Origin of the sequence: Silvimonas amylolytica, assembly GCF_014645555.1 — a bacterium.
Classification (GTDB): domain Bacteria; phylum Pseudomonadota; class Gammaproteobacteria; order Burkholderiales; family Chitinibacteraceae; genus Silvimonas; species Silvimonas amylolytica.
Genome location: NZ_BMLY01000006.1, coordinates 252,477 through 277,522 on the forward strand (window position 1 = coordinate 252,477; position 25,046 = coordinate 277,522).

A 25,046-nucleotide genomic window follows, 5' to 3' on the forward strand; every position below is an offset into this window, starting at 1 on the left:
GGCCTGATGCCCTCTGCGGGGCGCGACGGACAGGCGGCATATCATAACAGCCACGCCCGCTCGCGACGAAGAACCGGTTAAAGTTCCGCTGTCTGCTTCTGCCTGTGAGGTTTGCCGCGGGTCGCCGGATTAAACACTTGAAAGCGTTGAATGGCGCGCGCCAGACCGGGTAAAGCATCCGTGGCAAAACCGTAGCGGATAGCCAGATACTGGCTGGCAATGGCCAGAATCTCGGCTTGTTGGGCTGGCAGATGGGCAGCGGCACGGCGGGCATAGTTGAGCGGCCCCTCGCCAGCGGCAGGAACCACGCCAACCCGGGTCAGCTTGCGCTCAAATGCCAGCCAGTGCTGCTGCGCCGGGTCGGTGCGTCGTTTGCGTCGCCAATCCTGGGTTGAGACCAGATAGATGATCAGCACCACTCCGAAGCCGCCAGCAAGCAAGATCGTAAATTGCGCTGAGACCATATTGTCGATGCCCAACCGGTTCAACACGCGCATTTGTCGTTCCGCGTTGTAACCGACGACCCATTTATCCCAGCCATGCATGATCGCATCCCACTGCAGCCGTACAGAGCCTGCCCAGCCATCTTCATTGCGCAGCAGATAAGGCAGCGGGTCGGTCGCCGGCACGGCACTTTGCAGTCCGCGTGAAATGCGTTCGGGGGCAACCACGGAGGTTGGATCGACCCGTTGCCAACCCTGGCCATCAAGCCAGACCTCCGTCCAGGCATGCGCAGACGCTTGCCGGACAATCCAGTAATTGCCAGTGCGGTTGTATTCGCCGCCGAGGTAGCCGCCGACGACACGGGCAGGTATGCCGGCAGCACGCATCAGGAAGGCGAATGCGCCCGCGTAGTGTTCGCAAAAGCCTGCGCGTGTTTGAAACAACAACTCATCCACGCGGTTTCGGCCGGTCAGCAATGGGGGGCCAAGGGTGTACTGATAGTGTCCTTGCCGCAGGAAATCCAGTGCTGCGCCTACCCGCAGTGCGGGTGGCAGGTCGGCCCATTGCGCAGCGAGTGCACGCGCTTGTGGATTGATGTCTTTGGGTAGTGCCAGATCCCGTTTCAGACGCAAAGCGTCTTCATTCTGAATCTGCCAGTGGGTGGCACTGGTAAAGGTGAATTGCTGCCGTTGGGCGACCGGGCCGCGCGACAAGGCCTGGAGGTTGTTGGACAGCCTCGTATCGGAGGGGATTTGGACCGGAATGTCCATGGCCATTAACCAGTTGCGCTGGGTGGGCTCAAGCGTGATGGTGTAGTGATATTGCAGGCCATGCATGAGAATTTCGGGCTGCACGCGGCCCGGTATGCCTGCGCGCCAACTGACGCCGTCGAACAATTCCATCACTGGCCCGCGCCAGTACATTTGCGCGCGCTGAGGTGTCAGGTTGTCGAAGTCGACCCGGAAGGCCACGCTATCGTCCTGGGTCAGATCGCTGATGCTGCCAGGCTCCATGCTGTCAGACAAGCCGGTGCGGGCCTGCTGGGTATCGTTGGGCATGCGCCAAAGCGGGGTGGCCAGACGTGGAAACAGCACGAACAGAATCAGTGCGATTGGTAGCGCCTCTGCCAGCATGCGCAGTACACGCAAGAAGTCAGGCCACCCAAAGTGCCCGTCCTCACGCATCCAGACCAGCAGTTGCAAGCAGATCAAAACCAGGCTCACCACCGCGTACAGCATCATGAAGGGAGACTGCGATATCAAAAAGCCGGTGCTACATGCGAAGAATGCCAGGAGCGTCAGTACACGCACATCGCGCTGATTGCTGGTTTCCAGAAATTTGACCGCGACGAGGCTGCCCAGCGCCGCAACGCCACCTTCGCGCCCGATCAAGGTGTGGTATTGCAGCAAGATCGGAACAAACAGTGCCAACGCAACGCCAATACGCATCACGGGGCGGGGAACCGGTCGGCCGGCATGTGCCAGCCAGAGGCGCCAGATGATGGGTAGCAAGACCAGCAGGCTATGCCAGACCGGAACCTGCAGTAGCACTGGCGCCAACGCACAGGTCACAGCGGCTGCCAGAATGTAAAACGGGGGCATTAACAAAGGCATGGCGACGATCTGTCGACGTGTCATGACTTGCCCTCGGGCAGGCCAAACAGCGCAAGCGCCCGCAAACAGGTTTCACGATGGCGAGTGCCGCTGGCGGGCTCGATATGTCGGCCTGGGAGTGTCAGCGTATAAGGTCGTCCGGAGGCGTCGGCCAGCAAAACCCAGGCAGTCAGGCGTGATAGCCGGGCTTCAGTGTTCAGGCCTGCGGTGTCTTCCCAGCGCAGGCGCAGCATGGAAGAGTGCGGCGCATCGTGCGTACGGACTGCCAGCCATTCCAGCCGTGCAGACTGTTTCCAGGCAATCTGCCGGAAGGTGTCGCCGGGCTGATATTGCCGCAGTCCGGCAAAGTCTTCTTCGCCAGCGCGAGCGCGCAAGCCGGTTTGTTCTTCGCCAACTCCGTCCGGCCATGCTGGCGGGTTTTTTTCCGGTGCGGGGTAAACCAGGCATTGCGCATGGAGATGAGCGTGTGTCCACGCACGGCACCAGCCCGTGGGGTAACGGGTTTCGACGGTGATGCGAGGCAGGGTTAGCCAGCCGCGCACAGGCGCTGGCACAGGCAGCCAGACTTGGGCTTCCCCACCCGCCGCCAGGCTGGCTTGTACGGCTTCCTTGTTACGACCTGCGTGGATACGCAGGTTGTGCCGGGTGTAAGTACGGGCATCACCCAGTTGAACCGGAAAATGCGCGGCTCCACCTGCAAAGACCGGGGGAGGCATACCCGCCGTGATGGTGAGTCCCAGCAGGTTGCGAAACGACTGGATCAACCCCGCGTGCCCCAGGCCCAGCATCAGAAAAGCAAACATGTACGCCAGACTAAGCTGGTAGTTGATCGCCCCGATCAATACCAGCACGCAAGTGAACGCATAAGCCATGCCAAAGCCACTAGGCAGCACGTAAACGCGGTTCTGTTTGACTCTGACCGTACCGGCAACTGGCGGGTGGCGCCGATCCATCCACTGTTGAGCGCGGTGCTGCAAAGATTGAACAAACGGGATTTGCACGCGTTGTGTGCTCAGGGAATCGCCACGGACGCGAGCAATTCGCGCGCGGTGTGTGCATCGGCTTGACCCTGCAAGCGCGCTTGCAAACGATGGCCAGCGACAGCAGGGAAGACCGCCTGCACGTCTTCCGGAATGGCGAAATCCCGACCATCCAGCCAGGCCCAGGCGCGCGTGGCGGACACCAGATCAAGCAACGCACGGGGCGACAGGCCATAGCTCAGGCGTTCGCTGGTGCGGGTTGCCGCTGCCAGCGCCTGGACGTAATCCAGCAAAGCCGGCGCAATGCGAACGCTGGCCACGGCGGCCTGTGCCGCAAGCAGTTGATCTGGCAGTACCGTGGGTTGTAACTGGGCGAGCAGGGTGCGGCGATCTTCCCCGGCCAGCAAGGCACGTTCTGCCGCGACGCTGGGGTAGCCGAGTTCTAGCCGCATCAGAAAACGGTCGAGCTGTGATTCAGGCAGCGCAAACGTGCCAATCTGGTTTTGCGGGTTTTGCGTAGCGATCACAAAAAACGGCTCGGGCAGCTTCCAGGTTTTGCCATCGGCACTGACCTGGCCTTCTTCCATGGCTTCCAGCAAGGCAGATTGGGTCTTGGGTGGTGCACGGTTGATTTCATCCGCCAGCAATAACTGGCTGAATACCGGCCCGCGGTGAAAACGAAAACTCTCGCTTTCACGGGCATAGACCGAGACACCCAGAAGGTCAGCCGGCAACAAGTCACTGGTGAACTGGACTCGCTGAAACTGCAAACCCAGCGTCGCAGCCAAAGCATGTGCCAGCGTGGTTTTGCCAACACCGGGGACGTCTTCAAACAGCAAATGGCCGCGCGCAAGCAGACAAGCCAGCGCCAGCCGCACTTGGGTTTCTTTGCCCAGAATCAGCGTATTGAGTTGTTTCAGCGTTGCAAGAAAGGGTTGCAGCATCAGTGTTCTCTGCGCAGGGCGGGTTGCATGGTGGGCTTTACCGCTGGAACGGTGTGGTGTTGGCTAGATGGGGTCGATGATCGCCATATGCCAGTAGCATCAGCTTGTATTTAACTTATATAGAACGGCGAGTGCAGTTTATGGCAACGCACAGCGCTTTGCCTGAGCGTGTTGCGAACGCGTAAACTCCGGGGACAAGCGGCGCCACAGAATGACTAGACCAGCGCGCCATTTTGCGATTCTGCATGCAGTCCCGGCATCCGGTAACGGACAGGAGTCTGGCGTTTGTCTTTAGCAGCTACCAGAAACGATGTGACCGCGTATATCAGCGCCAGCGCATGCGCGATGCACGAAATGGGCAAGGGCCATCCCGAGTGCCCCGAGCGCCTTGCTGCCATTCAGGATCGGCTGATGGCCGCAGGTTTGTGGGATACGCTCATGCATGTTGAGTCCGAACCCGCCAGCTATGAGCAACTGGCGCGCGTGCATGATCGGGAATACCTCGACAAACTGGCGCTGATGTCGCCCCTGCATGGTTATGTGCATCTGGACCCGGATACCGCGATCAACTCTTTTAGCCTGCGGGCGGCCTATCACGCTGCCGGCGCCGGTATTAGCGCGGTAGACATGATGATGCGCGGACAGATTCGCAATGCTTTTTGTGCAATACGCCCGCCTGGTCACCATGCTGAACACGCCAGGGCCATGGGTTTTTGCCTGTTCAACAACGTCGCCGTCGCCGCAGCACATGCGATGGCCGAATACGGCGTTGAGCGCGTTGCAGTGGTTGATTTTGACGTGCATCACGGCAATGGTACCGAAGACATCTTCTGCCAGGACCCGCGGGTATTGATGACGGGCTGGTTCCAGCACCCGTTCTTCCCGTACTGCGGTGATGTACCGCGTGGCGAGAACATGAAGAACACCCCCAAGCCGCGTGCGACCACCGGGCCGGATTTTCGTGCCATGGTCAGCGAACACTGGTTGCCCGTACTCCATGAGTTCAAGCCACAGTTGATTGTGGTTTCCGCTGGTTTTGATGCCCACCGGGAGGACGACATGTCTTCCATGGGGTTGGTCGAGTCCGACTATGCCTGGGTAACGCAAGAGATTGTCAAAATAGCCGATGAATATGCGCACGGGCGCGTGGTCTCGATGCTGGAGGGTGGTTATGACCTGTCTTCTCTGGCGCGCAGCGTGGCTGTACATGTCAAGGAGTTGGCGGGCTTGTGAGCCGTGAGCCCGCCAGACGACAACAAAAAACCCGGCCTCACGCCGGGTTTTTTGTCTGAACAAGCTGCGCTTGCCGTCTTATGGCTTGACCAGTTCTGCCAGCAACTCTTTCACTCGCACTGCGCGCAGCGGCGCTTCTGGCCAGTTGCCTTCCAGCCTCAACCGGTCCTGACCAGCCAGGCGATAGTTTTTCTTGCTCTGGATCAGCGTGATGATCTTCATGGGATCAACCTGGGTGTTCTTGGCAAAGCTGATCACAATGGCGCTATCGGCCGCGTCGATCTTGGTAATGCCGATCGGTTTGGCCAGCATGCGCAGTTTATGGCAGTCCAGCAGCACCTTGGCGGCGTCGGGCAACAGGCCAAAACGGTCGATCAACTCTTGCAGCAGATCATCCAGCTCATCGGTGGTTTCGCAGTTGGCCAGTCGCTTGTAAAGGCTCAGGCGCTCGTGCACATCCGGGCAATAGTCGTTGGGCAACAGCGCGGGTGCGTGCAGATTGATCTCGGTGGTGACCCCCAGCGGTTGGGACAAATCAGGCTCGACGCCTTTCTTGAGTGCCTTGACCGCTTCGTTGAGCATTTGCGAGTAAAGCGAGAAACCGATCTCTTGCATCTCACCGGATTGAGAGTCTCCAAGTACTTCGCCTGCGCCGCGGATTTCCAGATCATGCATGGCCAGGAAGAAACCTGAGCCGAGTTCTTCCATCATCTGGATCGCTTCCAGCCGTTTTTTGGCCGACGGTGTCATGCCTTCCATGTCGGGCACCAGCAGATAAGCATAGGCCTGGTGATGGCTACGGCCTACGCGGCCACGCATCTGGTGCAATTGCGCCAGACCGAACTTGTCGGCGCGATTCATGATGATGGTGTTGGCATTGGGAATGTCGATGCCGGTTTCGATGATGGTCGTACACAGCAGCACGTTGAAACGCTGTGCGTAGAAATCACGCATGACGTGTTCCAGATCGCGCTCACGCATCTGGCCATGAGCGACCCCGATGCGGGCTTCTGGTAGCAGCGCGGCCAGTTTTTGCTGCATGTTCTCGATGGTTTCGACTTCGTTGTGCAGGAAAAACACTTGGCCGCCACGCTTGAGTTCGCGTAGCACCGCTTCACGAATTACGCCTTCACTGAACTTGGCGACAAAGGTTTTGACCGCAAGACGGCGTGAGGGCGCAGTGGCAATGACAGAGAAGTCACGCAAGCCTTCAAGACTCATCGCCAAAGTACGCGGGATGGGGGTTGCGGTCAGAGTCAGCACGTCCACGTTGGCGCGCAGTGCCTTGAGTTGTTCTTTCTGGCGCACACCAAAGCGGTGTTCCTCATCGATGATCACGAGGCCCAGTCGAGAGAACACGACATCGGGCTGCACCAGTTTGTGGGTGCCGATGACAATATCCACTTGACCATCAGCCAGGCCTTTCATGGCTGCGGCGACTTCCTTGGTTGACCGGAAGCGGGACAGTTCAACAATCTTCACCGGCCAGTCTGCAAAGCGGTCTGAGAAAGTCTGGAAATGCTGCTCGGCCAAAAGCGTGGTGGGTACCAGCACTGCCACCTGTTTGCCGCCCGCAACCGCAGCAAAGGCGGCGCGCAGTGCGACTTCGGTCTTGCCAAAGCCCACGTCGCCGCACACCAGGCGGTCCATTGGCCGACCAAGGCGCATATCGATCAGCACCGCTTCAATGGCCGCTTCCTGGTCAGCGGTTTCGTCAAAGCCAAACCCTTCGGCAAAGGCTTCGTAATCCTTGTATGACCAGTCAAACGCGTGCCCTTCACGGGCGGCGCGGCGGGCGTAAAGGTTAAGGAGTTCAGCAGCGGTGTCACGCACTTGTTCCGCCGCCCGGCGTTTGGCTTTGTCCCAGGCGCCGGAGCCCAGCTTGTGCAGCGGCGCAGCATCGGGGGAGCCGCCAGAATAGCGGCTGATCACATGCAGTTGAGAGACAGGCACGTAGAGCTTGTCGCTGCCCGCGTATTCAATCAGCAACAGTTCGGTTTCACCTTCACCCAGATCCATTGAGATCAAACCCTGGTACAAGCCAATGCCATGGGCTTCGTGGACCACCGGGTCGCCGATTTTCAGTTCGGACAGATCGCGCAGCATGGTGTCGGTGTTGCTGCGCTTTTGTTGTTTCTTGCCGCGAGCCTGTGCCACTGAAGCGTACAGGTTGCCTTCGGTAATGACCGCCAGCTTTTCTTGTGGCAATACAAAACCGCGATACAAGGCCGCCGGCGCGAGCGTCACGCGCTCCTTGCCATCGATAAAGCCTTGCCAGCTCTCTGCTTGTGCAGGTTTGAGGCCGTATTCGGCAAAGTACTGCGCCATGGTCTCACGACGACCCAGACTCTCGGCGCAGATCAGTACACGGCCCTTGAAGCTATCCAGGAACGAGGTCAGCTTGGCCAGCGGGTTGTCTGCGCGGCGATCGACATCCAGCGCGGGCAGTGACTCTGCAATGTTTTCTTCAACGGCGCCGCTGAACTCCAGTCGTGGCCAGTTCTTGCAGGTGCCGAAAAAGGTGTCGGGGATCAGGTACAAGTCACCCGGTTTCAGAATGGGGCGATCTTTCTCGCCAGACAGATTGCGATACCGGTCTTGCGTATCCGCCCAGAAACGTTGGGCGGCCTCATGCAGATTGCCACGCAGCACCAGGAGCGCGCTGGTCGGCAGATAGTCAAACAGGGTGGCCGTGTGTTCAAAGAACAGCGGCAGATAGTATTCGATGCCCGCAGGGGTGGCGCCGCTGGAAATATCCTTGTACAGACGTGACTTGGACGGATCGCCCTCGAACACCTCGCGAAACCGCTGGCGAAAACGCGTGCGGCCGCCGTCGTCAATCGGAAACTCACGTGCTGGCAGCAAGCGTACTTCGGGCACCGGGTACAAACTGCGCTGTGTATCGACATCGAAAGTGCGGATGGTTTCGATCTCGTCATCAAACAAGTCGATGCGATACGGCAGGGGCGAACCCATCGGGTAGAGGTCAATCAACCCGCCACGAATCGAAAACTCACCAGGGCTATAGACCTGCGTGACGTGGCTGTAGCCTGCAAAGGCCAGATCGGCACGCATTTTTTCAGCGTCGAACTTCTGACCCTTCTTGATAAAGAATGTGTGCCCGGCCAGGTACTCTACCGGCGCCAGTCGCCCCATGGCGGTTTGTACCGGCACAATGACCACGTCTGCCTTGCCCTCACGGATCATCCACAGCGTTGCCAGCCGTTCAGAGATCAAATCCTGGTGTGGCGAGAAATGATCGTAGGGCAGCGTTTCCCAATCCGGCAGCATGACCACGTTTTTTTCAGGCAAGAGCCAGGCCAGTTCTTCTTTCAGGCGCGTCGCTTCATGGGCGGCGTCAGTCAGCACCACCAATGGACGGGCGCGGTCTGCGTAGCGCGCCAGCAAAAGGCTGTCGGCAGAACCGGGCGGAAGGGCAAGTTGCAGGCGGTCGCCTGCGCGGGGAAGAGCGGGAGCGGACACGGGGCGGGTACTTGGCGGGCGGCAAAGACGCCATTATACGTATGAGCGCAACGTGGGGCGAGGCATGTGCGATGGCAGCCTGCCGGACGCCTGCGGGCCAATGCTGTAAACTCATGCGTTCGCCAAGTTTTCGCCAGGTCATCATGGATCACAAAGTCATACACGGTTTTCATGCCGTTACTTCGCGCCTGAAGCGCTTCCCGGATAGCGTGCTGGAGCTGTACCTGAACGCGGGCCGCATGGATCAGCGCTCCAAAGACCTGGCTCGTCTGGCCGAAGGTCAGGGCTGCAAAGTGCATCTGGTTGATGCCAAACGGCTGGATGGCTTGACCAACGGGGGGCGCCATCAGGGCGTGGCCGCGCTGATCGACGCGGGCAAGTCGTACATCACGGTAGATGATGTACTGGACGATCTTGATGAGCCACCGTTCCTGTTGATTCTTGATGGCATCACTGATCCGCATAACCTGGGTGCGTGCCTGCGGGTGGCAGATGCCATGGGCGTACACGCTGTGATTGCACCCAAAGACAAGTCTGTGGGTCTGACTGCGACGGTATCCAAGGTGGCATGCGGTGCTGCAGAGGTGATCCCGTACGTGATGGTCACCAACCTGGCGCGTACGTTGCGTGAACTTCAAGAGCGTGAAATCTGGATTGCCGGTACGGCAGGTGAGGCGGATACCGATCTGCACCACTTCAATCACACAGGCCCATTGGCGTGGGTGATGGGTAACGAAGGCGACGGCATGCGCCGGCTGACGCGCGAACATTGTGATGTACTGGTCTCGATCCCGATGTTCGGCTCAGTGGAAAGCCTGAATGTCTCTGTGGCAAGCGGTATTGTGCTGGCCGAGACGCGTCGTCAGCGAGTGATGGCGGCAAAGTAAACCGCCTGCTGAATCGCTGAATCCGGCATTCAAGCACAATAAAAAAGGACGGTTTCCCCGTCCTTTTTTTGTTGTTGGCGCTGGCGTATTACTTCCAGCGGCCATCACTCTTGGGCTTGACCGGCTTTTGTTTGGTCGGCTTGGGCGTTGGGGTGGGTGTGTCTGACGTATCTTGCAGATCAAGCCCACTGTCGTACGCACCTTTGATGGCCTGGGCCAGTTGCAATACCGCAGTGGCGTAGAGTGTGCTGCGGTTGTAGCGCGTCACGACGTAGAAATTGTTAAAGCCCATGTAGTAACTGGTGGAACCTGGTTCGGTTTCCAGGCTGAACAACACGGCTTGCTGGTTGGGGTCAGTCTCGTCGAGGGGCTGTACGCCTTTTTGCATCAACTCGGCCACGGTGTAGTGGAGATTGAACTTGTCTGCCAGCAGGTCTTCTTCAGCGCCAGTCACGTTCACCGGGACATATGTGTCACCGTTGCGTTGCCAGCCGTGAGCGGCCAGGAAATTGGCCACGCTGGCGATGGCATCATTGGCGGAGCCCCAGATATCGCGATGGTGATTGCCATCCCAATCAACGGCGTACTGTCTAAAGCTGGACGGCATGAATTGCGGCATACCCATGGCGCCAGCGTAGGAACCCATAAAAGTCAGCGGGTTTTCGTTTTCCTCACGTGCCAGCAGCAAGAACTGCGTGAGTTGATCCTTGAAATAGTCTGCACGGCGCGGGTAATCAAACGCGATCGTGGTCAGGGCATCCATCACGCGGAATGTCCCGGTATTACGGCCATAGAGCGTTTCTACGCCAAGGATGGACGTAATGACTTCGGGTGGAACGCCGTATTTGTCGCTTACGGCATTCAGTGTGTCGGCATTGCGACGCATGAAGCGCGCGCCACCTACGATGCGCTGGTTATTCACGAAGTTACCGCGAAACTGATACCAGGGCCGGCTGGTAGAAGGGCGGTCCAGCACGGTAATGATGCTGGGCTTGGTCACGACCTGGCCAAACAGGGTGGTCAGATTGTCGCGGTCAAAATTCTGGGTGTTCACCAGCGTGTCGATATACGCCTGGACCTCTGGCCGCTGCAGCAAGGCATCGTCGGCATGACTGAGGGCAGGAACAAAAAGGGCGGCAAGTGCGGCGCTACACAGCGCGGCGCGAAGCTTTACGAGCATGGGTAATCCGGGTCAGGACAGGGCGGGAGCCAGTGTCAGAAGGCAGTCTGGCAACGGCAAGATCACGGCTGGATTCAGGCCGATGCCAGAATCCGGTTTTCGTACCTTACCGAATCGAGTTCAAAAAACAAGGTGCCATATTGCTCGAACTGCCGGCTGTTGTAAAAAGCCAGTGCAGCGTGATTCTGACTATTGACCGATAACCAGAGCGCGCAATGGCCAGCACGTTCGGTTGCCCGTGTCTCGCAGGCATTGAGCAGAGACTTGCCTATGCCCTGACCCGTAAAGCGCGGCAAGACGTAGAGCGTGTGCAGTTCAATGTCGGTATGCGGTACTGCGGGCTGAGCAGCATCGAAATCCAGCGCGGCATAGCCCACCAGGTGTTCTCCCTGACACGCCACCAGGAGGGCGTAACGGGCGTCGTGCATCAAGCGCTCAAAATGATCTTGTGTATACGTGCTGAATACGTAATTGGCCAACGCGGGGCGGATGCCGACAATGGCATAGGTATTGAGCCACACCGTGATGGCCAGGGCGGCCAGTGTCTGGGCGTCGTCCGGGGTGGCCGGGCGGATAGTGATGGTGTCAGTGAGTGTGTCTGCAAGCGTCATTGGGATAGCGCACTGGAGAGCAGTTTGGCGGTGACATCAACAATGGGAATAATCCGTTCGTACGCCATACGTGTAGGCCCGATGACGCCGAGCGTGCCGATGATCTGGCCATTGGCCCGATACGGCGCTGTAATGATCGAGCATTCATCCAGCGGCGCAAGACCAGACTCGCCACCGATAAAAATCTGTACGCCGTCAGCGCGGTTGCCGAGTTCCATCAATTGCAACAGGGCAGTTTTGCGTTCAAACAACTCAAACAATTGGCGCAACCGGCCCATATTGTTGGCCAGATCGTCGCTTTCCAGCAGATTGCGTTCGCCAGAAATCACCAGATCTTCCGCGGTGTGATCCAGTGCGCTCTGGCCAAACAGTACGGCACTGTTCAATAGCTCTGCCAGCTGACCTTTGACTGAGCGAACCTCTGTCTCGACAAAAATGCGCAACTCTCGCCAGGTCTTGCCAGCGCAATTGGCATTCAGGAAATTGGCCGCTTCGATCAGATCTGCTGTGGGGAAGGCTGTCTGTGTCTGGATGATACGGTTCTGCACATCGCCGTCATCGGTGACCAGAATCAGTAATACGCGTTTGTCAGACAGCGGCAGAAACTCGATTTGCCTGAGCACTGTATCCTGCCGACGCGGCGATACCACCACACCGGCGAAGTGCGTCAGTTGCGACAACAGGTTGGAAGCTGCGGTAATGGTGCGCTGCGGACTATCCAGCGGTAGCGAGCCCGGTGTCAGACCGATATTTTCGAGCGACTGCACCGACATCAGGCCGTCTACAAAGAAACGATAACCCAACGCCGTAGGTACACGACCGGCCGAAGTGTGCGGGCTGGCCACAAAACCCAGTTGTTCCAGATCGACCATCACATTGCGGATGGTGGCCGAACTGATGTCCAGCCCGGAATACTGCGATAGCGCCCGCGAGCCGACGGGTTGTCCATCGGCGATATAGCGTTCGACCAGCGTTTTCAGAAGGATTTGGGCGCGATCACTGAGCATGATCCGATTCTAATGTGGTTTAGGTTTCGGGTTAAAGTCTTGCGGTACGTTGTTGGTAGCGGGAGACGCTTGAAGTGCCAAGTGCCGCCCCTTGTGGTTAAATGCAGCCGTATTTGTCTGGATCAAGCCATGCAGAGTCTATTTAAAACCATTGTGCTGGTCGGCCGTTTCAATACCCCTACGCTGGGCGGGCCGCTGCGCCAGCTTGCAGGTACTTTGCAAGAACTCGGGGCACGCGTGCTGATCGAGGCCGAGGTGGCGGCTGAGCATGGCATTGAAGACATCCCGGTGGTAGATCGTCTGGCCATCGGCAAGCTGGCTGATCTGGTGATTGTACTGGGCGGCGACGGTACCATGCTGGGCGTGGCCCGCCTGGTGGCGCCATACCGGATTCCGGTCATTGGTGTGAACCAGGGCCGTCTGGGTTTCATGACCGATATCCCGCTCAAGGACATGGAGCGCACCATCAGCGGCATGCTGGCCGGGGCGTTTGTGCCGGAAGAGCGGATTTTGCTGGAAACCACCGTCAAGCGAGATGGCAGCAAAGACACGGTCAATGCGCTGGCGTTCAACGACGTCGTATTCAGCCGTGGCTCTACCGGGGCCATGATCGAGTTTGAAATCTTCATTGATCGCCAGTTTGTGTACAGCCAGCGCTCGGATGGTTTGATTGTGTCTACACCGACGGGCTCTACCGCTTACGCGCTGGCTTCGGGTGGCCCGATCCTGCACCCCAGCTTGCCGGCCATTACGCTGGTGCCGATCTGCCCGCAGTCTCTCTCGAACCGCCCGATCGTGATCAACGATACCAGCGAAGTCGAATTTTTACTGACCCGTAACTCTGACGCGCGCGTGTACTTTGATAACCAGTCTGACTGCGAACTGCGTGAGAAAGACCGGGTGATCATCCGCCGCCACCGCAACACGCTGCGTATCTTGCATCCGGTCGGGTACAACTATTACGACATGTTGCGCGACAAACTGCACTGGGGCGAAAAGCTCCTCTAGGCTCAATCAGACTGACCATGCTGCTCTCTCTGAACCTCAAGAATTTCGTGATTGTCGACAAGCTGGCGCTGGAGTTTGCGTCCGGGCTTTCCGTGTTCACCGGTGAAACCGGCGCAGGCAAGTCGATTGTGATCGACGCACTGGGTCTGCTGCTGGGCGATCGCGCCGATGCGGGCATGGTGCGCCACGGTACCGACAAGGCTGAACTGGCGGTCGAATTTGACATCAGCAAGCTCGCCGCCGCACGGGCATGGCTGGCAGAGGCAGAACTGACAGGCGACGATGCTGATGTCGTCAATCTGCGCCGCACGCTCGATAGTCAGGGCAAGAGTAAAGCGTTTATCAATGGCACGGCTGCCACGCTGGCGCAACTGAAAACCCTCGGCGAAATGCTGGTAGACATTCATGGCCAGCACGCGCATCAATTGCTGCTGCGCCCGGAAACCCAACGCGCCGTGTTTGATGCCTTTGCAAGTGCTGGTGATATCGCCGCGACGGTTGGCAGTCACTGGCGAGACTGGCAGCGTGCGGAGGAAGAATTCGCCGCCGCCAGCCGCAATGCGGCTGCCTTTGAAGCCGAACGCGAACGGCTGCAGTGGCAGATCAATGAAGTCGCCGAGCTGGCGCTGGGCGAGCACGAGTGGGAAGAACTGCAGGGTGAGCATCGTCGCCTGCAACACGCCGCCAGTTTGATTGATGGCGTGCAAGCCGCGCTGACCGCGCTGACTGACGGGGACGAAAACTGCCAGGGCTGGCTGGGCAGCGCCACGCGCCAACTACAAGAACTCGCAAGCTATGACGAATTGCTGACCCCCTCTCTGGATTTACTAGCCGGGGTTGAGGCGCAACTGTCTGAAGCGGTGAGTGAACTGCGCCGTTACGCCGATCACCTGGAGCTGGACCCTCAACGCCTCCAGGAAGTGGAAGTGCGGCTGGATGCCATCTGGCGTACTGCCCGCAAATATCGCATTGAACCCCCAGATCGCCTGCCGCAAGCCTTGCAAGACTGGAACGCCCAACTTGAAAACCTGGGCGGTGGCGAAGGCATTGCCCGCCTGCAAAAAGCCGTGGCTACAGCGCGTGCTGCCTATGAAAAAACTGCGGCTCAACTCTCTGCGTTGAGGCAAAAACATGCCGCACCATTTGCCAAAGCCGTGACGGCGCAGATGAAGCCGCTGGCGCTGGCAGAAAGTACATTCACCGTCGCGCTCACGGCGGTTCCTGCGGGTGGCCATGGCCAGGAAGATGTCGACTTCCAGATTGCCCATGGCGAGGCCGAAGCGCGACCCATGGGCAAGATTGTCTCGGGTGGCGAACTCTCGCGCATCAGCCTGGCTATTCAGGTGATCTCAAGCGGTTTGTCCGGCGTGCCCACACTGGTGTTCGATGAAGTGGACGTTGGTATTGGTGGACGTGTAGCTGAAATTGTCGGACGCATGCTGGCGGATCTGGGCAAGGCCCATCAGGTGTTGTGCATTACCCATTTGCCCCAGGTTGCGGCCTGCGGTCAGCAACACTTCCAGGTCAGCAAGGACAAAGGCAACGCAGGCATTGTCAGCCACGTTGCCGCCCTGGATGAGGCTGGGCGCATTGAAGAAATTGCCCGCATGCTGGGCGGCGTTGATATCACGGAAACCACGCGCCGGCACGCGGCCGAGTTGCTAGGCCATGCTTGACCCCGTAGAACTGACACCCCCGGCCATCATTCACGAATGGACCGAGGCGCAAACCGCCTTTATGCATGCGGCACTGGCGGAGGCAGCCAAAGCCGAAGCCCTGGGCGAAGTGCCGGTCGGTGCGGTAGTGGTCCATAAAGGCCAGATCATTGGCGCTGGTCACAACCAGCCTATTACGCGGCACGATCCGTCCGCCCATGCCGAAATGCTGGCGCTGCGCGCTGCTGCAGAGGCACTGGGCAACTATCGCCTCCCGGGCTGCGAGTTATACGTGACCCTGGAGCCATGCCTGATGTGTTCTGGCGTCATGATGCACGCCCGCCTGGCGCGGGTCGTGTTTGCGACCAATGATCCTAAAACCGGCTGCGCGGGGAGTGTGATTAACCCGTTCATGGATCATCGTCTGAATCACCACACCGAAGTATTGGGCGGCTTGCTGGCGCAAGAAGCTGCGGCCCAACTCAAGGCGTTCTTTGCTGAACGCCGGCGGCAGCAGAAAGCCGAACGGGACGCACGCGCAGCGTCTCAATAGCATCTCTTCCCGGATGGATCACGCGCGAAGCACGCCCCCGACGCCGCTGGTTCACAGGCGCTGACATATCCCATCGTTCATGTTGCCGAAATTGCGCGTCGTACATGACGTCCGCATCTTGCGGGCGGCATGCATGTTAGAGTCGCAAGCATGACTGCCGATCAATCGCAGTCGTAAATAAAAGATTGCGAACACGGTGTGCCGTTAAGGGCCGCAGCAGTTGCGCAGCAAAAGACGGGCCGCCGATTGCATCGCAATCAGGCAAAAAAATACCCGAATGAGGATGAAGAATGAGACAGCTATTGTTGCTGCCGCTGATGGCGGCCGCTGCGCTTGCGCACGCCGATAAAGTGGTGTTCCAGGAAGATTTCAAAGGTGACCTCTCGCAATGGGTAGGTCAGAACGGAGATGGCTCCGTGCCCATGCATGGCGTGATCGTGGATGATCCGCTACGCCCCGGCGCCAAGGCGCTCAAGTTCACCAAGAAGGTTTTTGGGGGGGATCTCTTTTCCAAAACCCAGTTTGCCGAAGGCAAGAAATACACGCTGACGTTCGATTATCTGGGCACATGTAGTTCCAGTTGCGGCGGTGTGGTGGGCTATACGGCTGATTTTCCCGGTCGTGATAACTGGCTGGCCGGTGCGGCCAAGCTGGGCGGCGGTGCCGAAGTGCTCAAAGACAACAATCAATGGAACAGCTACAGCATTGATTTCAAGAGCAAGTTCGCGTTTCACCTGGCACTGGAACACTGGGTCAATGGCTCGGGTAATCCGGGTGATTCGCTCTTTGCCAACTTCAAGCTGACAGAAAAAGATGATGCTGGTGGTGGCGATGCCAAGCCAGTCGCTGCAGCGGCTGCGGTGATCGGTGGCGTGCCAGCCCCGGCCAAACCGCAGTTTGTAGCGTATTACCCGGCATGGGCCGCTGGTCGCACACCGCCTTATTTCATCAAGAACGTGGAATCATCCGGCCTTGCCAGACAGCTCACGGTGATCAATTACGCCTTTGCCAATGTGGTCGATAACAAGTGCGTTGTGGGATACCCGGATCAGGATTACAAACTGCCGATTGATGCCGCCAATACGCTGGATGGCAAGCCGGATGCTGGCAGTAATGGTCTGTTTGGGAACTGGAACCAGATCAAACAGCTCAAGCAAAAGCATCCCAACCTGAAGGTCGTGATCTCGCTGGGCGGCTGGACATGGTCCAGATATTTCTCTGATGCCGCGCTGCCCAAGAACCGTGAAGCGTTTGTAAAGTCGTGCGTGGATACCTTTATCAAGGGCAATATCGATGGCAAGGCCGGCCTTGCGGCAGGGGTGTTTGATGGCATCGACATTGACTGGGAGTTCCCGGGCACTGCGGGTAACGAAGGCAATATCGTTCGTGATGAAGATCCAAAGAACTACACAGCGTTACTGGATGAATTCCGCAAGCAACTTGATGAGGCCAAACCGGGTTATCTGCTGACTGTGGCAGCGAGTGCGGCGGCCAATGTGTACGGCAATATCGAGAGCGAGAAGATCCAGAAATCGGTGAACTGGATCAACTTGATGACCTATGACTTTGCCGGCCCGTGGGATAGTCAGACCGGGTATCAGTCCAACCTGTTTGCCGGCCCGAAGGATCGGCTCTCGATTGATATGGCCGTCAAGGATTACATCGACAAGGGCGTGCTGCCAGGCAAGCTGGTATTGGGTGTCCCGTTCTACGGCTATGGTTGGGTGCCGGTCAGCATGGATGCACATGGCATTCACCAGGGTGTGAAAGCCAAAGCCAAGGGCTCGACGGATGAAGGCACCGCAAGTTACGCCGAAATCAAGGCCAGGCAGGGCGATGTGTTCCGCGACGACAAGACGCGCTCTATTGTCAAAGTGTCGGAGGGCGAAGTCTGGGTGTATGACGACCCGCAAGTCATCAAAGACAAGATCGACTACGTGAAAAAGATGAAACTGGGCGGTATGATGGCTTGGGAAGCCTCTCAGGACACGCCGGATGGCGAACTGGCCAGCACCATCTATAACGGCCTGATCAAGTAACCCGCGCATTTGCGTGACCTGAAACGGAGGCTTTGGCCTCCGTTTTCATTTCTGCACCTCTGTTTCTGGTTATATCCCATGCACATCGAGATCGACCTTGCTGCACAAACCCTTTGTTTGCATGACCAGAATCAGTTGATTCGGCAGTACATGGTCTCTACTGCGGCGGCCGGCATTGGCGAACAGCAGGGCAGCATGAAAACCCCGCGCGGGCTGCATACGGCGCGCGCCATGATCGGCCATGATTTACCATCAGGCAGTGTGCTGCGCGGGCGACGTGCGACGGGTGAAATCCATACCGCAGAACTGGGCGCGCAACATCCGGAACGAGACTGGATACTAAGCCGGATTATCTGGCTGTCTGGTCGTCAGCCCGGATTTAACCGGCTGGGGCAGGTCGACACCCTGCGCCGGTATATCTACATCCATGGCACGCCGGATGACCAACCCATGGGTGTGCCAGGTTCGCATGGCTGTGTCCGCATGCGCAATGCAGATGTGATTGATCTGTTTGAGCGCATTCGCCCAGGCATTGACGTGCTGATCCTGGAAGACGCCTCGGCCCGGCTGCGCCACTACACGGCTGAGGTGCCGGTCAGCGCGATGGCCGCATTGCAAGCGCGCCTTGCCGCCCCGCAATTGGCTTTGCCTGCATCGCCGGTCGCTTCTGATGATCATCTGGCGTGGGCGTTGTGGCAGGGCGATGGTCAATTGCTGGCGTTGGCGCATCTGCAAGCGGGCTCAGGTCTGCATATCTGGCAGCAACCCCAGGAAGGGCAGCCTGCGTGGTTTGCATTGTGGCCGCAAGCAGAGCGCGCGGCTCTGGCGCGCGGCTGGCGGGAAGTGCGTCTGCTATTGCCTGCCGACCAAAGTGCACCGGCAGGGTTTGAGGAGATCCGCACGCTGCCAGAGGCCGTTCTGTGGCGCTACTGGCTGGCGGCCTGAACTTATTTTGCAGCGGATACCAGGGCGGGTGCTTTGGGGACATCAATGCACGCCTGCGCCATTTCCTCATAAGCGTAGAACGTCTGATCTGCAGTTTCGACGATCGCCGGCGGGCTGTCTCGCAAATCAAAGGGGCTCGACATCACGGCAGCCATGATCTGTGCATGAGGTAGACGTTCGCGGAATTTGCTGATGAGATCATCGAACATTTCCCGTTCTTTTTCCGGGATCACGCTGATCAGAAACACCATGGCGACGATATCCGGATTGACCTCATCCGGAATGGGTCCCTGCAAATCTTCCAGCGATAAATGACGGCCATCAATGTGCTGCGTGCGCAAAATACGCACGAGGATTTCTGCGGCCAGTTCATCGCCAGCGGACCCCAGGCCGATGGCCAGCACGACTGAACCCAACGGCGCATTGACCGGGCCTTGCCAGCGACCGGTTTGTTGTTCGCGGCGCGCACGCAACTGACGGCCCAGATTGGTTTCTTCCAGCACGGACTGGCGTTGCCGGCGCGGCCCTTTGGTGGTTTTGCCCGAACCGCTCAAGGTTTCGATCACCGTCCCAATCACTGTCCCCACGCGCTTTTGTTCCACATGAGAAATACTCTTGCCCGCGTAATCAATGGCCAGCATATGCAGCGCAGGGAGCAACACGGTATCGCAATACACCGCCAGCGGTTTGCGTTTGAGAAAGGCACGGGCACTGGCAATGATTTCTTCTGCATCGCCAGAGAGTGCGCGCTGGTAGAAGTTCTCTGGCATGGTCAGCGCAGGCACCTCACCCAGCAGGATTTCCAGGAAATTGAGTGCTTTGATGTAGCGACCGGCCACCACCAGACACAGGGTCAGCGGCGTCGACAGCACCAGTCCGACCGGGCCCCAGATCCAGCTCCAGAAAATAGCAGCAATCACCACAGAAAGCGGCGACAAGCCGGTTGTGTGGCCATACAACTGGGGCTCGACCAATTGTGCTACCAGCACCTCGATCAGCAGAAACAAGCCCAGCGTCAACACGGCCATTTCCCAGCCCGGGGTGATCGCCGCCGCCAGCAAAGTGGCGCAGAACGCGGCAATCCACACGCCCACATAAGGCACAAAGCGCAAGACCGCGGCCATCACACCCCAGAGCAATGCCTGTGACAGGCCAATCAGGCTTAAACCCAGCCAGATCAGCGTTCCCACGGCCAGGTTGACCGCAAACTGCGACACAAAAAACCGCGATAAACGCGTACCTGCATCGTTGACTGCAATGGTCGTGGCACGCAGATCGTCCGAACCGATGAGCCGAATCAGCCGGTCACGCAATGCTTCGTGTTCAAGCAGCACAAAAATCAGCACCACAAACACAATGCCTGCGGTTTCCAGCGGGCCCCAGACTGAACCGGCAATTCGCGTCAGCAGGGTAAATGGGCTGGGTGCGCTTTCTTGAATGGTGACGGGGAGGGGTTTAGTCCGGACGTCTGGCGAGACCAGCGCGTTGGCATCTGCATCCGGCGTGGACTCATCATTTTTGGCGAACATCTGGGAGATCACCCGATTGGCCTGCCCGGTGACCAGATTGAGCTTGCCCAGCGTCATTTCATCCAGCGTAACAACTTTGCTGCGGATGGTGTCTTCGTACTGCGGCAGGCTGGCTGCCATGTGAATCACCTGCAGACCAATCACCAGTCCGACGAAAGTGAGCGCGACCGATAAACCCGACACCGCCACGACAATGGAACCCACCTGACCCAGACCAAAGCGACGTAACCGGCGAATCAATGGCGCGATCAACAAGCTAAGGATGATCGCCAGCGTAATCGGAATCAGCACATCGCGGCCAAAGTACAGCAGGCCCAGGACTGTGGCGGAACCCAGAATCTGGGCGAGTTTGTTGGTTGGGGGCGAATCGTTCTTGAACACATTACGGACAGCATTCATTGGGCGGTAATCCGGGTGGAGTTCTGTGCTGCAGATATTGCGGGTATGGCGCAAATCAATACGCGTGCCCGTGAATTTATCGCTTCGTCATGACGGCGGCAAATGCGGAGTGAATCTTTTTGCAGTTTACGGGCTGATCTCATGCACGCGCTGCCCCGGTTGACGGTCAACCCGCTACGTCTGGCGTGTGGCGGGATTCAGCGTTTGAAAAGGGGTGAAACCCCGTCACGGTGTCGTGATTAATTTCAGAAATTGAAAATATACCGTTTGTATTTTTTGGGTGTTTGTCCGGTATGTATGTCAGGGAGGTGTGTGTTAGGTGTAACAAAAACGAAACGCCATGTCTGAACCGGCCCCGCTTTGAGGTTCACGCAAATGGATATGTCCACTCCACATAGCAGGGTCTAAATCCTGGATCAACAGGTTCGATTTTCATGGAGCTCCAAATGAGACCGCTTACGAGAACATTGCTGGCATCAAGCATGCCGCTGGCTTTGGGCACCGCCCTTGCCGAAGGCCCCAAGCCGGCGACCAGCTTTACCAAAGCTGAGAATCAGAAGTTGCTGGACTACCTGCCGTTTGATAACAAGCAAGACTTTGACGATGTCAAACGCGGTTTTATTGCTGATTTGCCTTCTCCAGTGATCAAGGGCGATAAGGGCAATACGGTGATCGATTTGGCGCAGTTCGACTTCCTCAAGCAACAGGGCCCGGCGCCAGACACGGTGAACCCTAGCTTGTGGCGGCAAGAGCAATTGCTCTCGGTGCGCGGCTTGTTCAAGGTGGTCGACGGTGTTTATCAGGTCCGCAACATTGATCTGGCCAACATCAGTTTTATTCGCGGCAAAACCGGCTGGGTGATTATTGATCCGCTGACCTCGGTCGAAACCGCCAAGGCTGCGCTGGATCTCATCAACGCCAAGGTAGAAAAACTGCCGGTAACCGGGGTGATCTTCACCCACAGTCACGTGGATCACTTCGCCGGCATCCGCGGCGTGGTGAAGGAAGAGGACGTCCGCTCGGGCAAGATTCCGGTGGTGGCACCGGAGGGCTTCATGGAAGAAGCCGTGAGCGAAAACGTGTTTGCCGGTAATGTCATGAGCCGTCGCGCCTCGTACATGTACGGCAACCTGCTGCCGAAGAACCCGCAAGGCGCGGTAGGCGCAGGTCTGGGCCTGACCACTGCGGCTGGGACCATTACCCTGTTCGAGCCGAGCAAGTTGATCCAGAAGACCGGCGAAAAGATGACCATTGATGGCATTGACGTGGTCTTCCAGATGGCGCCAAGCACGGAAGCGCCGGCAGAAATGCTGTTCTACTTCCCGCAGTTCAAGCTGATTGATCTGGCCGAAGACGCCACCCACACCCTGCACAACCTGTTGACCATGCGTGGCGCCAAGGTGCGTGATGCCTCCAAGTGGGGCAAGACGCTGGATACCACGCTGGATCTGTGGGGCAAGGATGCCGTCGTATCCATGAGCAGCCACCACTGGCCACAGTGGGGCAATGATCGCGTGGTCAAACATCTGGAAGACCAGCGTGATCTGTACAAGTACATCAACGATCAAGTGCTGCGTATGGCCAATGAAGGCCTGACCATGCATGAAATTGCTGACCAGTTTGTACTACCGGATAGCCTGGCCAAAGAGTTCTACAACCGTGGTTACTATGGCGATCTGAAGCACAATGTGCGTTCGACATACCAGTTCTATCAAGGCTGGTGGGATGGCAATCCGGCCAATCTGAACCCGTTGCCGCCGGTGGAAGAAGGCAAGAAGTATGTCGAGATGATCGGCGTGGACAAGATGATGGCCACCGCCAAGGCGGCCTTTGACAAGGGTGATTATCGCTGGTCGGCCACCGTGACCAACAAGATCGTGTTTGCCCAGCCTGACAACCAGGCCGCCAAAAACCTGGAAGCCGATGCACTGGAACAAATGGGTTATCAGGCCGAGTCTGGCCCCGCCCGGGACTTCTATCTGTCTGGTGCGCAGGAATTGCGTAACGGCATCCAGAAAGCCGCCACACCCAACACCAGTTCACCGGACATCATCCGTGGCATGACCACAGAAATGTTCCTCGACTTCCTGGGCGTACATTTCAACGGGCCGAAGCTGGGCGATCATACCTACCACTTCAACCTGATCTTCCCGGATACCAAAGAGAAGTTCACTTTGTATGCAGAGAATGGCGTGCTGGGCTACAGCAAGGACAAGCAGTATGACAAGGCTGATGCCACCATCACCTTGAACCGCACCACGCTGGACAAGATCGCCCTGGGTCAGTTGAAGCTGGGCAATCTGTCTGAAACCGGCGAAGTGAAATTTGACGGCAGCAAGGCCAAGTTCAACGAACTGGTAACTTACTTCGACAAGTTTGATTTCTGGTTCCCGATTGCTGCGCCGTAATGGGTTGGCGCCGGTGAACCTGCGGTGACGAAAAGGCGGTCAGCCCTGCTGACCGCCTTTTTCAATGCATCAGAAACTCACTGCCAGCCCGACAGACACGCCAGATACATTGTTGCCGAATACATAGCGCGCCACCAATCGGGTACGGGTCACGATGATGTCGTATTTGCTGGAATCCAGCTCGAAACCCGCGCCGAGCGACGTCAGGTAATCAAAGCCCAGCGCGCCGCGTAACTGCCCCAGATATTCCGTGTGGGCAAATTCCAGGACATAACGGATCGGCCGGTCAAGCGCGGTAAAGCCCGTCGGTGCCCGGTAACGCGCCCAGACGCCAAGGCTCTGCGCGACGGCGCGGCCCTGGACCGCAGTATCTGAGTCAAAACTCTGCAAAACGATATTGGAATACCGCAATTCCACTTCTTGCTCGCGCTCCGGCTTGAAGTCTTCGTACACCATCATCAGCGAGCCGCCCAGGCCGTAGGCGTTGAGCGTGCCGCCATCCAGAAACTGGATATCACGGTCAGTCCGGTGATTGACGATCCACTGGCCGGCGTACAAATCGCTGACCACCTTGCCTAGCGCAATATTGAAAATCGGGCGGATCTTGATGTATTCGGACACAGGGAAATCCCAACCGATACCGCCGCTGACGTTGACGGTATTCCAGCGCAGCGGCAGAAAGCGGTCATCACTTCCGTCAGTTGCCACAAACGTCGGATCGTAACGCGTGTAGGCGGCCACACCTTCCAGATAGAGCGGCGTCGTATCACTGATCGTTGCGCCGCCGCCAAGCTGGGTAGACCACAAGCCAGGATTGCCGGTACTGCCATTGCTGATGGAGAGCGAACTGGTTGTGACATCGGGTACGACTGAATAACCAATCAGCGCTACAACGGCATTGGCATTGCGCTCCACGCTCGTACCAATCACCCGGAATGGCGGCGCGGCGCGCACCGGGGTGCTCAACAACGCTGTGGCGATTGCAACAAGTACAACTGAGGACGGCCAGGCTGCGCGGCGAAGCTGCGTAGGCATGAAGGAAGTGCCCCCTGGTGGCGGTGTTGTTGCCGGTGCTCGGCGAGCAGGCACCTCTATCTATAGAAGAGTCGTCAGCGCTGTGCAAACCGGGGTGCGTGGCAACGCGGGCAAGCGTGGTCAAGGGCGTCGGGGAGGTGTGTGAAATCGCGCACATTGTGCTGGATGGTGTTTGATTTCGAGCAATCTGTTTGCCGGGTGAGGTCTGCGCGTCAACGCAAATATAAAACCGGTTTTTTTGCAGGCTTATGAATTCATTGTGTTTTTATGGTTTCTTGGGTGCGTGGCACAGCGCTTGCTATGACATGACCTGTCATAACAGGTTGCTACGTCATGTCGCTGAATCCACAAACTTTTACCCGCCCGCATCTCTCGCTCTACAGCCAGATCAGGGATGAATTGCGTGAGCACATTGTCACCGGACGTTATCAGCCGCATGACCGTGTCCCGTCAGAAAGCCAACTCATGCGCCAATACGGCGTCAGCCGCATTACCGTGCGCCAGGCGTTGGGTGATCTGGAAAAAGAAGCGCTGATTTTTCGCGTTGCAGGCAAGGGCGCGTTTGTCTCACAGCCCAAGCCGTTTCAGGAACTGGGCAGCCTGCAAGGCTTTGCAGAGGCCATGCACGGCCAGGGACATCAAACCCACAACCGCTTGTTGAGCCTGGACACGCTGGCAGCCAGTACCGAAGTCGCCCAGCGTCTGGCGTTGGCAGAAGGCGAACCGGTCACCCGGATTGCCCGCGTGCGGTATCTGAACCGCGAACCCGTATCACTGGATGTGACCTGGGTGGCGGCACGCATCGGCGTACGCCTGGCGCGGGAAGACCTTGCCAGTCGCGACATCTTTGTCATCCTGGAAAACGATTACGACCTGGCGTTGGGTCACGCCGATCTGACAATCGATGCCCAACTGGCAGAGGCCTGGCTGGCCACAGAACTGGGGGTGGCCGAACACGCTGCCGTACTGCGTATCGAGCGCCTGACCCACACCCGTGATGGCACCCCCATCGATTTTGAATATCTCTATTGCCGGCCGGACAACTTCCAGTACCGGCTGCGTCTGAACCGCGCCTGAAGCGCGCATCAACCGA

General features: G+C 58.0%; 18 protein-coding genes. 9 read left to right on the forward strand and 9 right to left on the reverse strand.

The window, feature by feature from the left end; all coding sequences use genetic code 11:
- Positions 1 to 77: 77 nt before the first annotated feature.
- From IEX44_RS16975 to IEX44_RS16985, 3 genes are read right to left on the reverse strand one after another with little or no spacing between them, the layout of a single operon-like run.
- Positions 78 to 2,081: a transglutaminase TgpA family protein gene (locus IEX44_RS16975; RefSeq protein ID WP_188696728.1), complete on the reverse strand. Its 2,004-nt coding sequence runs from the start codon at positions 2,079 to 2,081 to the stop codon at positions 78 to 80.
- Positions 2,078 to 3,058, reverse strand: a complete 981-nt coding sequence (locus IEX44_RS16980) for a DUF58 domain-containing protein (RefSeq protein WP_188696731.1) — start codon at positions 3,056 to 3,058, stop codon at positions 2,078 to 2,080. Before IEX44_RS16980 ends, IEX44_RS16975 begins: the two co-directional genes overlap by 4 nt.
- 11 nt (positions 3,059 to 3,069) lie before the next feature.
- The gene (locus IEX44_RS16985) at positions 3,070 to 3,981 is read right to left on the reverse strand and encodes an AAA family ATPase (protein WP_188696735.1); all 912 of its coding nucleotides are present in this window, start codon (positions 3,979 to 3,981) and stop codon (positions 3,070 to 3,072) included.
- Positions 3,982 to 4,266: 285 nt separating this feature from the next.
- Here IEX44_RS16985 and IEX44_RS16990 point away from each other — a divergent pair, with 285 nt between their 5' ends.
- A complete protein-coding gene (locus IEX44_RS16990; protein ID WP_229679250.1) occupies positions 4,267 to 5,214 on the forward strand; it encodes a histone deacetylase family protein in 948 nt (315 codons plus the stop codon).
- A 78-nt stretch (positions 5,215 to 5,292) separates the two neighbouring features.
- Here the strand turns inward: IEX44_RS16990 and mfd are convergent, their stop codons facing one another.
- Complete coding sequence (gene mfd / locus IEX44_RS16995) at positions 5,293 to 8,697, reverse strand: transcription-repair coupling factor (protein ID WP_188696758.1); 3,405 nt, start codon at positions 8,695 to 8,697, stop codon at positions 5,293 to 5,295.
- 140 nt (positions 8,698 to 8,837) lie between these two features.
- Here mfd and rlmB point away from each other — a divergent pair, with 140 nt between their 5' ends.
- Complete coding sequence (gene rlmB, locus IEX44_RS17000; RefSeq protein ID WP_188696918.1) at positions 8,838 to 9,584, forward strand: 23S rRNA (guanosine(2251)-2'-O)-methyltransferase RlmB; 747 nt, start codon at positions 8,838 to 8,840, stop codon at positions 9,582 to 9,584.
- 88 nt (positions 9,585 to 9,672) lie between these two features.
- Here rlmB and mltB read toward each other — a convergent pair whose 3' ends face one another.
- The 3 genes from mltB to hrcA all read right to left on the reverse strand — a co-directional run bounded on the left by mltB (position 9,673) and on the right by hrcA (position 12,382).
- Positions 9,673 to 10,764 (reverse strand): lytic murein transglycosylase B, encoded by a 1,092-nt coding sequence (gene mltB / locus IEX44_RS17005; protein ID WP_188696761.1) that lies wholly within the window; start codon positions 10,762 to 10,764, stop codon positions 9,673 to 9,675.
- A 74-nt stretch (positions 10,765 to 10,838) separates the two neighbouring features.
- Positions 10,839 to 11,375: a GNAT family N-acetyltransferase gene (locus IEX44_RS17010; protein WP_188696765.1), complete on the reverse strand. Its 537-nt coding sequence runs from the start codon at positions 11,373 to 11,375 to the stop codon at positions 10,839 to 10,841.
- Positions 11,372 to 12,382: a heat-inducible transcriptional repressor HrcA gene (hrcA, locus tag IEX44_RS17015; protein ID WP_188696768.1), complete on the reverse strand. Its 1,011-nt coding sequence runs from the start codon at positions 12,380 to 12,382 to the stop codon at positions 11,372 to 11,374. The genes IEX44_RS17010 and hrcA overlap by 4 nt, the downstream gene beginning before the upstream one ends.
- A 129-nt stretch (positions 12,383 to 12,511) precedes the next feature.
- Between hrcA and IEX44_RS17020 the strand changes: the two genes are divergently transcribed.
- From IEX44_RS17020 to IEX44_RS17040, 5 genes are all read left to right on the forward strand, one after another.
- A complete protein-coding gene (locus IEX44_RS17020; RefSeq protein ID WP_184098405.1) occupies positions 12,512 to 13,390 on the forward strand; it encodes an NAD kinase in 879 nt (292 codons plus the stop codon).
- A 17-nt stretch (positions 13,391 to 13,407) separates the two neighbouring features.
- The gene (gene recN, locus IEX44_RS17025; protein ID WP_188696773.1) at positions 13,408 to 15,066 is read left to right on the forward strand and encodes a DNA repair protein RecN; all 1,659 of its coding nucleotides are present in this window, start codon (positions 13,408 to 13,410) and stop codon (positions 15,064 to 15,066) included.
- On the forward strand, positions 15,059 to 15,598 hold the full coding sequence (tadA, locus tag IEX44_RS17030) for a tRNA adenosine(34) deaminase TadA (RefSeq protein WP_188696776.1): 540 nt from the start codon (positions 15,059 to 15,061) through the stop codon (positions 15,596 to 15,598). The genes recN and tadA overlap by 8 nt, the downstream gene beginning before the upstream one ends.
- A 290-nt stretch (positions 15,599 to 15,888) precedes the next feature.
- Positions 15,889 to 17,637 carry a glycoside hydrolase family 18 protein gene (locus IEX44_RS17035; RefSeq protein ID WP_188696779.1) on the forward strand — a complete coding sequence of 583 codons (1,749 nt, stop codon included), beginning with the start codon at positions 15,889 to 15,891 and terminating at the stop codon, positions 17,635 to 17,637.
- A 78-nt stretch (positions 17,638 to 17,715) separates the two neighbouring features.
- On the forward strand, positions 17,716 to 18,582 hold the full coding sequence (locus IEX44_RS17040; protein ID WP_188696782.1) for a L,D-transpeptidase: 867 nt from the start codon (positions 17,716 to 17,718) through the stop codon (positions 18,580 to 18,582).
- Positions 18,583 to 18,584: 2 nt separating this feature from the next.
- Here IEX44_RS17040 and IEX44_RS17045 read toward each other — a convergent pair whose 3' ends face one another.
- Entirely contained in the window at positions 18,585 to 20,510 is a 1,926-nt protein-coding gene (locus IEX44_RS17045; protein WP_188696784.1) for an AI-2E family transporter, read from the reverse strand.
- 446 nt (positions 20,511 to 20,956) lie between these two features.
- On the opposite strand from IEX44_RS17045, the gene IEX44_RS17050 reads away from it, so the two are divergent.
- Complete coding sequence (locus tag IEX44_RS17050) at positions 20,957 to 22,918, forward strand: alkyl/aryl-sulfatase (protein ID WP_229679251.1); 1,962 nt, start codon at positions 20,957 to 20,959, stop codon at positions 22,916 to 22,918.
- A 69-nt stretch (positions 22,919 to 22,987) separates the two neighbouring features.
- On the opposite strand, the gene IEX44_RS17055 is transcribed toward IEX44_RS17050, so the two are convergent.
- Positions 22,988 to 23,953, reverse strand: a complete 966-nt coding sequence (locus IEX44_RS17055) for an autotransporter domain-containing protein (RefSeq protein ID WP_188696790.1) — start codon at positions 23,951 to 23,953, stop codon at positions 22,988 to 22,990.
- 333 nt (positions 23,954 to 24,286) lie between these two features.
- Between IEX44_RS17055 and IEX44_RS17060 the strand changes: the two genes are divergently transcribed.
- Positions 24,287 to 25,030, forward strand: coding sequence for a GntR family transcriptional regulator (locus IEX44_RS17060; RefSeq protein WP_188696792.1), 744 nt, complete (start codon positions 24,287 to 24,289; stop codon positions 25,028 to 25,030).
- Positions 25,031 to 25,046 lie beyond the last annotated feature (16 nt).

Bases quoted from the DNA above. Each gene is read 5' to 3' on its own strand.
- IEX44_RS17050 (WP_229679251.1), top strand. From the start codon at position 20,957: ATGAGACCGCTTACGAGAACATTGCTGGCATCAAGCATGCCGCTGGCT.
- IEX44_RS17055 (WP_188696790.1), bottom strand. From the start codon at position 23,953: ATGCCTACGCAGCTTCGCCGCGCAGCCTGGCCGTCCTCAGTTGTACTT.
- IEX44_RS17010 (WP_188696765.1), bottom strand. From the start codon at position 11,375: ATGACGCTTGCAGACACACTCACTGACACCATCACTATCCGCCCGGCC.
- hrcA (WP_188696768.1), bottom strand. From the start codon at position 12,382: ATGCTCAGTGATCGCGCCCAAATCCTTCTGAAAACGCTGGTCGAACGC.
- IEX44_RS17060 (WP_188696792.1), top strand. From the start codon at position 24,287: ATGTCGCTGAATCCACAAACTTTTACCCGCCCGCATCTCTCGCTCTAC.
- IEX44_RS17035 (WP_188696779.1), top strand. From the start codon at position 15,889: ATGAGACAGCTATTGTTGCTGCCGCTGATGGCGGCCGCTGCGCTTGCG.
- IEX44_RS17040 (WP_188696782.1), top strand. From the start codon at position 17,716: ATGCACATCGAGATCGACCTTGCTGCACAAACCCTTTGTTTGCATGAC.
- mltB (WP_188696761.1), bottom strand. From the start codon at position 10,764: ATGCTCGTAAAGCTTCGCGCCGCGCTGTGTAGCGCCGCACTTGCCGCC.
- tadA (WP_188696776.1), top strand. From the start codon at position 15,059: ATGCTTGACCCCGTAGAACTGACACCCCCGGCCATCATTCACGAATGG.
- IEX44_RS17045 (WP_188696784.1), bottom strand. From the start codon at position 20,510: ATGAATGCTGTCCGTAATGTGTTCAAGAACGATTCGCCCCCAACCAAC.
- IEX44_RS16985 (WP_188696735.1), bottom strand. From the start codon at position 3,981: ATGCTGCAACCCTTTCTTGCAACGCTGAAACAACTCAATACGCTGATT.
- recN (WP_188696773.1), top strand. From the start codon at position 13,408: ATGCTGCTCTCTCTGAACCTCAAGAATTTCGTGATTGTCGACAAGCTG.
- IEX44_RS17020 (WP_184098405.1), top strand. From the start codon at position 12,512: ATGCAGAGTCTATTTAAAACCATTGTGCTGGTCGGCCGTTTCAATACC.
- IEX44_RS16975 (WP_188696728.1), bottom strand. From the start codon at position 2,081: ATGACACGTCGACAGATCGTCGCCATGCCTTTGTTAATGCCCCCGTTT.